This window comes from Billgrantia sp. C5P2, assembly GCF_051062895.2.
On the sequence record NZ_CM128542.1, the window covers coordinates 1,373,175 to 1,386,967 of the forward strand.

A 13,793-nucleotide genomic window follows, 5' to 3' on the forward strand; every position below is an offset into this window, starting at 1 on the left:
CATGACAGGGCACCGCCCATCGGGGCGGTGCCCTGTTCGGGTGACTGTGCTCAATAGATCAACCAGCTCAATACCGTCACGCCGAGTACTGCCCAGATCAGGGTGGCGATCAGGCTGCGTCGCATCAGGGCACGCAGAGCGAGATAGAGCAACCATAGGCCAAGCAACAGCACCGCCAGGCTGACCACGGTGGCGGGGATGCCCAGCGAGGTGGCCAGGCCGTTGAAGAAGCCTCGAGCGGAGGCGCCCAGGTTCTGGAAGAAATGGGTCAGCAGGTCGACCACGAAACGTATGATCTCGCCCAAGGTGCGGCCCAGCCAGGTGAAAAAGTCCTGCATGCGTGCTCTCTCGTAATGAATGGGGCTCGTCTTAGCCCATCTGTTGCGCTACGGGAGCGACACCGGCGGTTTCGGCAGCGCTGTCCGCCAGGGCTCGTCCCGCCTCGTCGTAGACATGGAAGACCGCGTTGGCCCCCAGTTCGCGTATCGGTTCGATCTCTTCGGGGTACTCGACGACCGCAGTGATACGGCCAGGGAACTGTCGGTTGCGCAATTGTTGCAGCGCGAAGAGATTGCCCGAATGGTGCGGCATGGCCAGGATCACCATCTGCACGTCGCCGGACATCAGCAACTTATCCCAGAAATCCGAATCCAGTGCATCTCCTTCGAGCAGATTGAAACCACGCTCGCTCAGGTCGGTGACGGTCTTCGGATTACTGTCGATGCCTAGCACCCGCAAGCCATAGTGCTTTCGCAGCCGCCGGTAGACGCTGCGCCCGATTCGTCCCATGCCGAGTACCACTGCCTGGGCATCGCCGATCTCTATCGGCCGTTCACGGGTCGCCAGCGCCTGCTCCTGCCTGGCGGGGAGCAGCGCTTCCAGACGGCGGTAGGCACCCTCGCTGACCGTATTGAGCACGGCGGAACAGGCGAAGCTCAGGGCTACCGCCAGCGACAGTACAATCAACCACTCCGGTTCCAGCCAGCCTGTGGCGACCGCCAGGGCGCCCACGATCAAACCGAACTCGGAATAATTGGTGAGTGCCAAGGTGGCCAGCAGCGAGGTGCGGTGGCGCATCGGGAAGGACATGAAGACTATTTGGTAGAGTACGCTCTTCAGTGGTAGCGCAATTACCAACAGAACGGCCATGCCCAGCATTTCCCAAGTGGGTGTACTGGTAAAACCGATGCTCAGGAAGAAGCCCACCAGCAGCAGCTCCTTCAGATTGAACATCGAGCGGGAGAGATTTCCCGCGGCGGGATGCGGTGCAAGCAGAAGGCCGACGACCAGGGCGCCGAGGTCGCCCTTGAGGCCGACCAGTTCGAACAGACCGTAACCCAGTACCAAGGCCAGGAACATGCCGAAGAGCATCTGCATCTCGCCATGTCCGAAGCGATCCAGCGTTTGGCGTAGCAACGGCGCCAACGGTATCAGCAGCACCAGTCCGATGGCCCAGGGGCTCGGTAGCTCGCCGGACGAGGCCGAAATGAAAATTACGGCGAAGACGTCCTGCATGATCAATACCCCAATGGCCAGGCGGCCATGAGCCGATTGGGTCTCGCTGCGCTTCTCGAGAACCTTGACTACGAAGACCGTGCTGGAAAAGGAGAGTGCGAAGCCCAGCAACAGCAGTGTGGACCAGCCGGTGCCTGCAAGTTGCCCCAGACCCAGCCACTTGAGCGCCCCGAGAACGAGCAGGAAGAGCAGGCTGGACCCTACCATGTGCAGCGATGCGCTTCCCCAGACCTCGCCCTTGAGCAGCTGACGGACGTTGAGCTTCAGCCCGATGCTGAACAGCAACAGCGTCACCCCGACATCGGCGATCGTGGTGAGCAGCGGTGTCGACTCATAGCCCAGCATGTTGAGGGCAAAGCCGGCCGCCAGGAACCCGACGAGCGGCGGCAGGCGGATGGCCATGGCAGCCACGCCACCGAGGAGAGCGGCAATGATGTAGGCGGCGTCGATCATCTATCCCCAATGTTCTGATAATGTATCCGAAGGCAGAGTGTAAGAGTTTGCCGTGTAAATGGCACTGGCGAAGTCATTGCCAGAAGCCGGCAATGAGGAGATAACATGCAAGTTACGACAATCTTGCTACTGGTAGTGCTGGCCCTGTTGGTGGTCTACGGTGTCAGCATCTACAACCGCCTGGTGGCGCTGAAGAACCGTTACCAGAACGCCTTCGCCCAGATCGAGGTGCAGCTCAAGCGACGCTACGACCTGATCCCCAACCTGGTGGAAACCGCCAAGGCCTACATGGCTCATGAGCGCGACACCCTGACCGCCGTGACCGAGGCGCGCAATGCCGCCATGGCCGGGCTGAAATCGGCTGCCGCCAGGCCGGGCGAGCCCGGCGCTATGGCCGAGCTATCCGGTGCCGAGGGCGCGCTGGGGGCCGCCCTGGGCCGGCTCAACGTGGTGATGGAAGCCTATCCGGACCTCAAGGCCTCCGACAACATGCGCCAGCTCTCCGAGACCCTCACCAGCACCGAGAACCGGGTTGCCTTTGCCCGCCAGGCCTTCAACGACGCGGTCATGCAGTACAACACCTACAAGCAGAGCTTCCCGCCGATGTTGCTGGCGGGGCCGCTGGGTCATAGCGAGGACGCAGCGCTGCTGGAGTTCGACGATAGCGCCGAGATCCAGGCCGCACCCAGCGTTCGCTTCTGACGGGTACACGGCGATGGATTTCTTCGGTGCCCAAGAGCGCGCAAGGCGCCTCACCGTCTGGCTGGTTCTGCTGCTGATGATGGCGGTGATCGGCATGATCGCTGCGGCCGTCGCGGTGGTGACGCTGGCCATGGTGCTGCTCGATGGCGGCCAGCCGGCCGTCGACCCCCTGGCCCGGGCGCTCGATCCGCTACTACTCGGTGGCGTGGCCCTCGGCGTGCTGCTGGTGGTTGCAGCGGGGAGTCTGGCGCGGCACGTGCAGCTGCGCGCCGGCGGTGCCGCGGTGGCCGAAGCGCTGGGCGGCCGGGTCATCAATGCCGCCACTCGCGATCCCGACGAGCGCCGCTTACTCAACGTGGTGGAGGAGATGGCGATCGCCGCGGGGCTGCCGGTGCCGGCGGTCTATCTGATCGACGAGCCCGGTATCAACGCCTTTGCCGCCGGCCATACGTCCCGGGACGCGGTCATTGGCGTGACGCGAGGCGCCATCCGCAGCCTGTCGCGCGACGAGCTACAAGGGGTGATGGCCCACGAATTCAGCCATATCCTGCATGGCGACATGCGCCTCAACATGCGCTTGATCGCGCTGCTGTACGGCATTCTGGTGATCGGGCTCGTTGGACGCATGCTGCTGAGAGGAATGGCGACCCGGCGCGTGGTACGTGGCTCCCGACGTGGCAACGGTCACGTGGTGCTGCTTGGCGCCGGGCTTGCGTTGATGCTGGTGGGCTTCATCGGTACCCTGTGCGGCAACCTGATCAAGGCGGCGGTGAGTCGTCAGCGCGAGTTTCTGGCCGATGCCAGCGCGGTGCAGTACACCCGCAACCCGGCGGGCCTGGCCGATGCGCTGAAACGCGTGGCGGCGCACGCCCATGGCTCCGAGCTGGGGGCGACCCGCGCCGAGGAGTTCAGCCATTTTTATTTCAGCCGCGGCCTGCCTGGCTTGCGTGGCCTCACCGCCACTCACCCGCCGCTGGCGACCCGAATTCGACGTCTCGAGCCCGAATGGGACGGCCAACTGCCTGAGCCGAACACCGCGCGAGAGGCCGTTGCCGCAACCGGCTCCAGTGAGACGGCCGCCCAAGTGAGGCCGGCCCAGGCGGCGGCCCTGAGTGGAGGAGGAGCCCGGCCGGCATCTGCCAGGCCGGCAGAGCGGATCGGTGAGCCGCGTGAAGTGGATCTGGAGCTGGCGCGAGGAGCGCTGGCCGGAATCGATCCCAGGCTGCTCGAAGCCGTGCACGACCCTTATGCGGCCCGTGCCGTGATCTACGGTCTATTGATGGGGGCCGAGCCTGCCAGTCGCGCCAGCCAGCGGCAGGTCTTGATCGGAGCCGCCCTGCCGGACGTGCTGGCGGAGCTCGAGCGGCTGGACCTGCCGCTTAGCGAGGTACGACCGGGCCAACGGCTGCCGCTGATCGAGCTGTGCCTGCCCTTGCTGCGGCAGCTTTCGGTGGCTCAGTACGCGCGCTTTCGCGACTGCCTCGAGCGGTTGATGGCGGCCCAGCACGCCCCTGGCGCCCTGCAGTGGGCTCTGTATCGCCTGGTCGTCGTCGGTAGCGAGGGGGCGACGCATCATCGCGGACGCCGACTGTCTCTGGAACGGATCGAGGCGGCAGTGGAACGCCTGCTGTCGAGCCTGGCGCTGGCGGGAAACAACGACGAGACACGGGCAGGGGAAGCGTTCCGTGAAGCGGCCGAGAGGTTGGGCTTGGGTATGACGTTGCTGCCCCAGCCGGCCACGCCCCAGGAACTCGACTGGGCCCTGGCGCGTTGTCGTCAACTGAGTGATGGCGATCGGATCAGGTTGCTTGACGCCATGACTTGCTGCGTGGTGCACGATAACCATGTCCACGCTCAGGAAGCCGAACTGTTGCGGGCCGTGGCTTGGTCGCTCGACTGTCCGTTGCCGATAGCAGCCATGGATTGATGTGTAAATGGATCGTTTTTCCCTGCCACTGTCCAAGCAGTAGGGTGACTCGCTCCCTGGCGGCTTGCAGCGTTCGCCGGGCTCTGCTGGAATAAGCCCCTTTGCGGGTCTCATATGGATGGGAGAAAATCGATGGCCAAGACACCCTGGATTCCGGCCGCCGCGGCCTTGACGCTTGCCTTGATGCTGGCAGGCTGCGGCGACGACGGCGATGAGCCGACCGTGCCAGCCCAGGACGACGAGCCCGCGGCCGAGACGGCGCCCGCCACCGAGACCACCGAAGATGAGCCATCGGCCCCGCCTCCCGCTGAGGAGGAGGAGGCCGCGACCGAGAGCGAACCGGAAGGCGAGGCGTCGCTCGGCGAGGACGAGGAAATAGACGCCGAAGCCGAGACATTGGGTGAGTCTCCCGTCGATACGCTGGAGGAGGGTGGTGCGCTTCCGGGCGAGCCCACTCGTTCCGATGTGGATGCGATCATCGAGGATACCGAGCGTCGCTTCGAAGAGGCTCAGCGCCAGATCGACCAGCAGTTCGAGGAAGTGGAGCGCAGCAATCCCGCCCTGGAACCCATGGAAGGTGGAACCGATTTCGAGTCGTCACTCGAGCCCATGGAGGACGACGAGGGTCGCTCTTCCTCGGCCATCGAGCGAGAGGCGGAGCGAACCGGCGAGGTCACGCAGTCGGATGTCGACGCCTGGCTTGAAGAGTCCGAGCGTCGCTTCGAGGAGGCACGGCGTCAGCTCGACGAGCAGTTCGAGGAGGCAGAGCGTAGCGAGCCGAGGCGCGATCTCCCGCGGATCGAACCCGAGCCGGAAGCCGAGTCAAGCACCGAGGCGTCGACCCGGGCTGAAACCGATCCGGAAGACTGAGTTCCCATGCCGGCTTGGGTTGGCATGTCGAACGGGAATACGAAAAAGGCCCACTCCAAGGAGTGGGCCTTTCGTCTGACTGCCGGGCCACATATAGACGGCCTGGCTCCGGGCCTGTCGAGGCGTTACCTCAGTTGGCGAGCCGGATGTTGGAGGCCTGAAGGCCTTTCTTGCCCTGGGTGACTTCGAAGGTCACCTTCTGACCGTCCTGCAGGGTCTTGAAGCCTTCAGCCTGAATCTCGGAGAAGTGCGCGAACAGGTCATCACCGCCGTCGTCCGGAGAGATGAAGCCGTAGCCCTTGGTATCGTTGAACCACTTGACAGTGCCAGTTGCCATTGTCGATTTTCCTTACTTACAGATTGATCGTGCTGGGCACTCGGCAATGCCGGGCCCGAAGTGCGTGGGCAAGAGCTGAAAAGTGCGCTTCGGGTGCATCGAGAACTCGACATACGACGGGACGACTTTCCACTTGCAGGCCAACGCAGCGGAAGCAGCCGGCGAGGGAGGTTGCGATCTGTGGCAGTGGCCTCGCTTCACCGATATCATCCGCTCAATCCACTGTAGATAGAAAAATTCCGAGCGTCCAGCGAATCCGTTGCCTTAAATTAGCCATACTTTGTGCTACCCGCAGCCAGCCCTGACCACGCTCGGCTATGTTCCTCGTCGGGTCACTCGAACTCATGTCTTACCTAACCGGAGCCCTGTCATGCTGGACGCACAATTCTGGCCTTTTCTGGTCGCCATCACCCTGCTGTCGATGAGTCCTGGGGTCGATACCCTGCTGGTCATTCGCAATACGGCACGCGGGGGAGTGCGCGATGGTGTGCTCACCAGCCTGGCAATCTGCTGTGGCCTGTTCGTGCATGCCACGATCTCGGCGCTGGGTATTTCGTTGATATTGCTCCAGTCGGCGTGGGCCTTCAGTGCGCTCAAGCTGGCGGGGGCGGCGTACCTGATATGGCTGGGAATCAACGGTTTGATCGCCGCGCGACGCGGTAACGCTCTGCCAGTGCAAGCGATGCAGGGGAGGCGCCAATCCGTGCCGGCCTGGAGGCCGCTGCGCGAAGGGCTGCTCTCCAATGTGCTCAACCCCAAGACAGTGGTCTTCTACATGGCCTTCCTGCCCCAGTTCATCGCTCCGACCGACCCGGCGCTGCTCAAGTCGCTGTGGCTTGCCGGGGTGCACTTCGTCATCGCCAACCTGTGGCAGATCGCCATCGTGCTCATGGTCGGTAGTGCGGGGCGCTGGTTGGCCAGCCAACTCTTCGCCCGCGCGCTGAACGGGGTGACCGGTGCGGTGCTGATCCTGTTCGGGGTCAGGCTGGCGCTGGAACGCCAGCCAGCCTGACCTCTAAGGTAGCGGCCATCAGTTCCTGGCGAGCAACGAGGCGTCGTAGCGCACCGTTTTCTCCGCCTGGCTGAGCATGGCTACGCCTTCGCTGCTGCCGCCGTTGGCCAGGCTTTCGAAGATCACGCGGTAGGAGAGCACGGCCTGGACGTAGTCGCGGGTCTCGCGGAAGGGAATCGACTCGACGAATAGGTCGAACTCCTCCGGCGCGTCGCGCAGCCAGCGGTCCACCCGGCCGGGACCGGCATTGTAGGCCGCCGCCGCCGCCAGGCGGTTACCCCGGTAGCGGTTGGTCATGTCGCGAATGTAGGTGCTGCCCAGACGGATGTTGAGCTCGGGATCGAGCACGCCGTAGGGGCCGGGATCGCTGATGCCGAGCTGGCGGCTGAGCAGGGACGCGGTGCCCGGCATCAGTTGCATCAGGCCTCGGGCGCCGGCCGGCGAGAGCGCCTCCGGGTTGTAGGCGCTCTCGCGCCGTGCAATGCCCATCAGCAGATAAGGATCGACCCCGGTCTGCTGTCCCCAGTGCAGGAAATGCTCGCGGTAGGCTTCGGGGAAGCGCCAGTCCAGGGCATCCCACAGCTGGGCGGTGATGGTGGTCTGTACCAGGCGCGCATGCCAGCCGCGGCGTGCGGCATAATCGGCCAGCGCCCTGACTTCACGCGGCGACGCGGTGGCCGCCGCATGCAACCATTCGCTGTTGGCCAGGCCCTCCTCGCCGATCCGCAGCAGCGCCTCGGTGCGCTGCACCGTCGGCCACTGGTCCACCTGGTCGCGGAAGCTGTCGTTGAGTGTGCTGCGCTCCAGGTTCAGGGAGTAGGGGCGGCCGATGCGGTCGGCGGCGGCGAAGCCGAAGAAGTTGCGCTCCCGGGCGGCACGCGCATAGGCCACCTCGGCCCGTTCCTGGTCGCCCAACTGTTCGTGGGCGCGAGCCTTCCAATACTGCCAGCGGCTGTCCTCGCGGGCCTCTTCGGGCATCAGGTCGACCCAGCGAAGTACGTCGTGCCAATCGCGGTTCGCCAGCGCATGACGGATGCGCAGCTCGAGCACGCGGGCAGTGCCGATCCGCGGCAGAGCCTCGTCGACCCAGCTCAGGTTGTGCTCGATGCCGCGTACCAGTGAGTAGAAGGCGAGGTCCTCCTCGATGGCATGCCGGTGGTTCTCCTCGATCGGCAGGTGGGCGGCGATCTTGCGCCACGCCTCCATGGCGGCTTCGGTATCGGCGCGGATGAAGCCGTGCATGGCGGCGGCGAACAGCGGCCCGCTGCCGCGGCACTCGGGGCCGATACAGGTGGGGATCCGGGTGATGTCGGCATAGCTGCGCTGAAGCCGCTCCACGGCGTCGCGCCCCTCCTGCCAGCGGCGACCGAGCTGTCGCCCCAGGTAGCTGACCAGGCCGGTCTCGCTCTGCTCCCAAGCCAGCATCATGCGCTGCCAGATATCGAACTCACTGATTTCGCCGTTGGCGCGTAGGTGGTCGAATAGCGTGTCGCAGGCATCCGGCTGTGAGCGGCCGACGCGCCAGAGGGCACGACCGCCTTCCGCTGCCGCCTGAGGGTCGCTACCGAGCAGCGCCGTGTAGTAGTGGCATTGACGCTCGGTGCCGCTGGGCTCGCCGTCGGCCACGGCCAGCAGGCTGCCATAGCGCCCGGCGGCGCCATAACGGGCGATCGCCTGGCCGCGCATCCAGTCGGCGACGGGCGCCCCCCGATGGCGCTCGATGAACTCCAGGATCTGGCCCGGCTCGGCCTGAGGCAGGCGGCTGCGCAGGCGGTGATACTCCACGTAGCCTTCCAGCACGTGGCCGTCGATGGCGGCCTGGTCGATTCGGTGCCACTCGTGATTGCGCGCGGCTTCCAGCGCCGTGCGCATGGCGCTGTCGCTGGGCTGGGCATGCGCGGTAACGGAAAAGCTGAAAGCGGCCGCGGCGAGCCAACCGGACGCGCGGCGGAACGATAAGGTATGGCGCATGTGGAACGGCCTCCGGAAGGCGGTGACGAACTGTCCCTATCCTCGCTTATCGAAGCTGCTTTGAGTAGACCGCCGCGCCGTTTTCTCGGCGCTTCAGTGGAAATTTTTCTCGGGGCCGCGCACGGGTCATGGCACTTGTGCCGGTCTCGCCCGCCAACTAGTCTAGCAAGATTGATCAAACGCTTGTTGGAGGGTGGGGTGAGCGAACGTGACGAACCGCAGAGCGGGCCTGCCGTGGCAGGTCGAAGTTCCGACGTCTGGCGAGCTGGCCTGAGCCGTTTCGTCAATGTCATTCCGCATACGCGTGGCCTGGGTCTCGAAGTGGAAGAGGTCAATCCGCCCTGGGTGCGCATGCGCTTGCCATGGTGCGACGAGCTGCTGGGTGATGCCGACCGCGGCCTGGTACACGGCGGCGTGTTGACCATGCTGCTGGATACCGTATGTGGCTCGGCGGTGCTGTGCGGGTTACCGGCGCCGGAGGTATGCCCGACGCTCGATCTGCGCGTCGACCACTACCGACCGGCGGTGGCGGGCCAGCCGATCATGGCCGAAGCCCATGTGCTTCGCGTGACGAATGCCATGGTGTTCACCGAGGGCACGCTATGGCAGGAGCCGGGCCGGCCCATCGCCCGCGGCATCGGAAACTTCGTGCGCCTCGGGGAACGCAATACGCCGCCGGGGTTCGCCGAGGCGCTTTTCGGGGAGGTCGCTCATGCCTGAAGGATTTCACGATGTAGCCTGGCTGGCCCGGACCCGTAGCGAAGGCGATATCGCCGCCTGGCTGGAGCGGCTCCCCTATGCTCGCCATATCGGCGTGTCGGCGACACCGGACGCTGCCGGCGATGGTCTGATCTTTCATCTCGAGCCGCGCGAGCACAACGTCGGCAACATCCTGCTGCCGGCGCTACATGGGGGAGTGGTGGCGGCCTTCATGGAAACCGCCGGTACACTCGACCTGATGCTGTCGGCGCGCGAGCCGCGACTGCCGCGTATCGTCGACTTCTCCATCGACTACCTGCGCACGGCCCGGGTGGTTCCCACCCACGCCCGCTGCCAACTGCTGCGCGAAGGGCGACGCCTGGCCAACGTCCAGGTCACGGCCTGGCAGGAGTCGGAGGATCAGCCGGTGGCCACGGCCCGTCTGCATCTGGTATTGGGTGCACTGGAACCGAACGACGCTTGAAAAGCGGAAGTCGGACCCCATATCGCTGAACAGTTCTGAAACGGCGACGCGCTACGCGCCGCCGTGAGTTCAAGCCATGAGGTAACCGATCCATGTCCACGACCGCTCACGAGGAAACCCTCGGCTTCCAGACCGAGGTGAAGCAACTGCTGCACCTGATGATCCACTCGCTCTACTCCAACCGGGAGATATTCCTGCGCGAGTTGATCTCCAATGCCGCAGACGCCTGCGACAAGCTGCGCTACGCCGCGCTCGACAACGATGCGCTCTACGAGGGCGACAGCGAGCTGCGCATCGAGATCGAGCACGACGAGAAGGCCCGCACCGTCACCGTGCGCGACAACGGCATCGGCATGAGTCGCGACGAGGTGATCCAGAACCTCGGCACCATCGCGCGCAGTGGCACCGCGGAATTCCTCAAGCAGCTCTCCGGCGAGCAGCAGAAGGATGCACGCCTGATCGGCCAATTCGGCGTGGGCTTCTACTCAAGCTTCATCGTCGCCGACGAGGTCACGGTGCGCACGCGCAAGGCGGGCACGGCCAAGGCCGAAGGCGTCGAGTGGCGTTCGAAGGGCGAGGGCGAGTTCACCGTCGCCGACCTGGAGCGTGAACTGCACGGCACCGAGATCGTCCTGCACCTGAAGAAGGACGCCAAGGAGTTCGCCGACGACTTCCGCCTGAGGAGTCTGGTGCGCAAGTACTCCGACCATATCGAGGTGCCGGTGCGCATGCCCAAGGTCGAGGCCGCCAAGGACGACGATGGCAACGAGATCGAGGGCAGCGAGGTCACTACCTGGGAGACCGTCAACGAGGCCACGGCGCTGTGGGTGCGTCCCAAGAGCGAGATTTCCGACGACGAGTACAAGGCTTTCTACAAACACGTGGCTCACGATTTCAGCGATCCGCTGACCTGGAGCCACAACAAGGTCGAGGGCAAGCTCGAGTACACCAGTCTGCTCTATGTGCCGGGGCGCGCGCCGTTCGACCTCTACGAGCGCGATGGCTCAAGGGGGGTCAAGCTCTACGTTCAACGCGTCTTCATCATGGACGATGCCGAGCAGTTCCTGCCGCTCTACCTGCGTTTCATCAAGGGCGTACTCGACACCCGCGAGCTGTCGCTCAATGTCTCCCGCGAGCTGCTGCAGCAGGACCCCAAGGTCGAGAAGATCAAGGGCGCGCTGACCAAGCGCGCACTGGACATGCTCAAGAAGCTGGCCAAGGACAAGGAGGCCTACCAGACCTTCTGGAACACCTTCGGCAGCGTACTCAAGGAAGGCCCCGCCGAGGACTTCGCCAATCGCGACAAGATCGCGGCGCTGCTGCGTTTTTCCTCCACCCACACCGACAGTGCCACCCAGGACCAGTCATTGGCCGACTACCTTGGCCGCATGCAGGAAGGGCAGGAGAAGATCTACTACATCGTCGCCGACGGCTTCAATGCCGCCAAGAGCAGCCCGCACCTGGAGATCTTCCGCAAGAAGGGCATCGAGGTTCTGTTACTGCACGATCGTATCGACGAGTGGCTGATGAGCCATCTGCATGAGTTCGAAGGCAAGCGCTTCGTCGACGTCGCCAAGGGCGAGCTTGACCTCGGCGAGATCGAGGGCGAGGAGGAGAAAAAGGCCCAGCAGGAGACCGCCAAGGCCAAGGAAGAGCTGGTCAAGCGAGTCAAGGAGGCGCTGGGTGATGCGGTACAGGAGGTCAAGGTAACCCATCGCCTGACCGACTCGCCGGCCTGCGTGGTGCTGCCAGAGCACGAGATGGGTTACCAGATGCGCCGCATCATGGAAGCCGCAGGGCAGAAGATGCCGGAGGTCAAGCCGATCCTCGAGCTCAACCCAGGCCACGCGTTGGTAGAGCGGCTCGAGGCGGCCGAAGGCGAGCGTTTCGGCGACCTGGCCCAGGTGCTGCTTGACCAGGCGATCATCGCCGAGGGCGGGCATCTCGACGACCCGGCGGCCTACGTCAAGCGGCTCAATGCCCTGCTGACGGCCTGAGCTTCGGCGCCGGTCGCGCCTTCGACGCCAACCCCTATCAGGCCGCCTACGGGCGGCCTGTTCGTATTCATACGCGCCCTCTAGCCTCCCTTGACGTCAACGTCATCCTTCGTTTTTTTCCGTAATTTCAGCTGGATAGTGCTACATTCATGTGCTGTCTATCGGTTGCGCTGCGGTTGTGCATTGCGGCATGGTCAGGTATGAATAGCCGGTTGACCCTTTTCGAAATTCAATAACCACAAGGGAGATCCAACGTGAAGATTGGTGCACCCAAGGAGCTCGCCAAGGGAGAGGCGCGTGTCGCGCTGACTCCTGATAGTGCGCAGTTCATCCAGAAGCTTGGACACGAATGCCTGATTGAATCCGGGGCCGGCATCGCTGCCGGTTTCGACGACGACGCCTATCGTACGGCCGGCGTCACGGTGGTGGAGAGTGCCGAGGCGCTCTGGCAAGAAGCCGAGGTCGTGATCAAGGTGCGCGAGCCCAGCGACGAAGAAGCCGAGCGGCTGCGCGATGGGCAGACCCTGATCGCCTTCTTCTGGCCGGCCCAGAACGAAGCGCTGCTGGAGAAGTGCCGGGCCAAGGGCGCGACCGTCATCGCCATGGACATGGTGCCGCGGATCTCCCGCGCGCAGAAGATGGATGCACTCTCGTCCATGGCCAACATCGCCGGCTATCGTGCGGTGATCGAGGCGGGCAACAACTTCGGCCGCTTCTTCACCGGCCAGGTGACGGCTGCCGGCAAGGTGCCGCCGGCCAAGGTGCTGGTCATCGGGGCTGGCGTGGCCGGCCTTGCCGCCATCGGTACCGCCACCAGCCTGGGCGCCGTGGTGCGCGCCTTCGACGTGCGCCCCGAAGTAGCCGAGCAGATCGAATCCATGGGCGCCGAGTTCCTGTTCCTCGACTTCGAGGACAACCAGGACGGCTCCGGTACCGGCGGCTATGCGGCGCCCTCCAGCCCTGAATTCCGCGAAAAGCAGCTCGAATGCTTCCGCGAGCAGGCCCCCGACGTCGATATCGTCATCACCACCGCCCTGATCCCGGGTCGTCCGGCGCCCAAGCTGTGGCTAGAGGACATGGTCAAGGCGATGAAGCCTGGTTCGGTGATCATCGACCTGGCCGCCGAGAAGGGCGGCAACTGCGACTTGACGCGCCCCGACGAGCGGGTCGTCAGCGACAATGGCGTGGTCGTGGTCGGCTATACCGACTTTCCCTCGCGCATGGCGACTCAGGCCTCGCTGCTCTATTCCACCAACGTTCGCCACATGCTCACCGATCTCACGCCGGAGAAGGACGGCCAGATCGTCCATGACATGGAGGACGACGTCATTCGTGGCGCCACGGTGACTCACCAGGGCGAGATCACTTTCCCGCCGCCGCCGCCCAAGGTGAAGGCGATCGCTGCGGCGAAGCCCAAGCCCAAGGAGAAGGAGCCCACCCCCGAGGAGCGGCGGGCTGCCGAACATGCCGCCTTCAAGGCCCAGACCAAGCGCCAGGCCACTCTGCTGGGCGCCGGCGGCCTGCTGATGCTGCTGCTCGGCCAGGTGGCTCCCGCTTCCTTCATGCAGCATTTCATTGTCTTCGTGTTGGCCTGCTTCATCGGCTTCCAAGTGATCTGGAACGTCAGCCATTCGCTGCACACGCCGCTGATGGCGGTGACCAACGCCATTTCGGGGATCATCATCCTCGGGGCGATCCTGCAGATCGGCTCGGGGAACTGGCTCGTCGTGCTGATGGCGGCCATCTCTGTGCTGATTGCCACCATCAACATCGTGGGGGGCTTCCTGGTGACACGCCGGATGCTTGCCATGTTCCAGAAATCGTAA

At 64.4% G+C, this 13,793-nt stretch carries 12 protein-coding genes; 8 read left to right on the forward strand and 4 right to left on the reverse strand.

The genetic code is table 11. The annotated features are described in order from the left end of the window. Window positions 1–50: 50 nt before the first annotated feature. Window positions 51–338, reverse strand: coding sequence for a hypothetical protein (locus ACRWQA_RS06365; RefSeq protein ID WP_434228668.1), 288 nt, complete (start codon window positions 336–338; stop codon window positions 51–53). Between the two features lie 31 nt (window positions 339–369). After that, entirely contained in the window at window positions 370–1,968 is a 1,599-nt protein-coding gene (locus tag ACRWQA_RS06370) for a cation:proton antiporter family protein (RefSeq protein WP_263580636.1), read from the reverse strand. Window positions 1,969–2,073: 105 nt separating this feature from the next. On the opposite strand from ACRWQA_RS06370, the gene ACRWQA_RS06375 reads away from it, so the two are divergent. The 3 genes from ACRWQA_RS06375 (at window position 2,074) to ACRWQA_RS06385 (ending at window position 5,467) form a co-directional block, all read left to right on the forward strand. Continuing rightward, window positions 2,074–2,670, forward strand: coding sequence for a LemA family protein (locus ACRWQA_RS06375; protein ID WP_434228665.1), 597 nt, complete (start codon window positions 2,074–2,076; stop codon window positions 2,668–2,670). Window positions 2,671–2,683: 13 nt separating this feature from the next. Then, window positions 2,684–4,597 carry a M48 family metallopeptidase gene (locus tag ACRWQA_RS06380; RefSeq protein ID WP_434228664.1) on the forward strand — a complete coding sequence of 638 codons (1,914 nt, stop codon included), beginning with the start codon at window positions 2,684–2,686 and terminating at the stop codon, window positions 4,595–4,597. 132 nt (window positions 4,598–4,729) lie between these two features. Continuing rightward, on the forward strand, window positions 4,730–5,467 hold the full coding sequence (locus ACRWQA_RS06385) for a hypothetical protein (protein WP_434228662.1): 738 nt from the start codon (window positions 4,730–4,732) through the stop codon (window positions 5,465–5,467). A 130-nt stretch (window positions 5,468–5,597) separates the two neighbouring features. On the opposite strand, the gene ACRWQA_RS06390 is transcribed toward ACRWQA_RS06385, so the two are convergent. Next, window positions 5,598–5,804, reverse strand: a complete 207-nt coding sequence (locus ACRWQA_RS06390) for a cold-shock protein (protein ID WP_102626783.1) — start codon at window positions 5,802–5,804, stop codon at window positions 5,598–5,600. A gap of 370 nt (window positions 5,805–6,174) precedes the next feature. Between ACRWQA_RS06390 and ACRWQA_RS06395 the strand changes: the two genes are divergently transcribed. Further along, window positions 6,175–6,816: a LysE family translocator gene (locus ACRWQA_RS06395; protein WP_434228660.1), complete on the forward strand. Its 642-nt coding sequence runs from the start codon at window positions 6,175–6,177 to the stop codon at window positions 6,814–6,816. Between the two features lie 18 nt (window positions 6,817–6,834). Here the strand turns inward: ACRWQA_RS06395 and ACRWQA_RS06400 are convergent, their stop codons facing one another. Then, on the reverse strand, window positions 6,835–8,787 hold the full coding sequence (locus ACRWQA_RS06400) for a transglycosylase SLT domain-containing protein (RefSeq protein ID WP_434228658.1): 1,953 nt from the start codon (window positions 8,785–8,787) through the stop codon (window positions 6,835–6,837). 198 nt (window positions 8,788–8,985) lie between these two features. Here ACRWQA_RS06400 and ACRWQA_RS06405 point away from each other — a divergent pair, with 198 nt between their 5' ends. From ACRWQA_RS06405 to ACRWQA_RS06420, 4 genes are all read left to right on the forward strand, one after another. Then, a complete protein-coding gene (locus tag ACRWQA_RS06405) occupies window positions 8,986–9,507 on the forward strand; it encodes a PaaI family thioesterase (protein ID WP_434228656.1) in 522 nt (173 codons plus the stop codon). Continuing rightward, window positions 9,500–9,970: a PaaI family thioesterase gene (locus tag ACRWQA_RS06410; RefSeq protein WP_434228654.1), complete on the forward strand. Its 471-nt coding sequence runs from the start codon at window positions 9,500–9,502 to the stop codon at window positions 9,968–9,970. Before ACRWQA_RS06405 ends, ACRWQA_RS06410 begins: the two co-directional genes overlap by 8 nt. A gap of 92 nt (window positions 9,971–10,062) precedes the next feature. Further along, the gene (gene htpG, locus ACRWQA_RS06415; RefSeq protein ID WP_434228652.1) at window positions 10,063–11,967 is read left to right on the forward strand and encodes a molecular chaperone HtpG; all 1,905 of its coding nucleotides are present in this window, start codon (window positions 10,063–10,065) and stop codon (window positions 11,965–11,967) included. 254 nt (window positions 11,968–12,221) lie between these two features. Next, a complete protein-coding gene (locus ACRWQA_RS06420; RefSeq protein ID WP_263580627.1) occupies window positions 12,222–13,793 on the forward strand; it encodes a Re/Si-specific NAD(P)(+) transhydrogenase subunit alpha in 1,572 nt (523 codons plus the stop codon).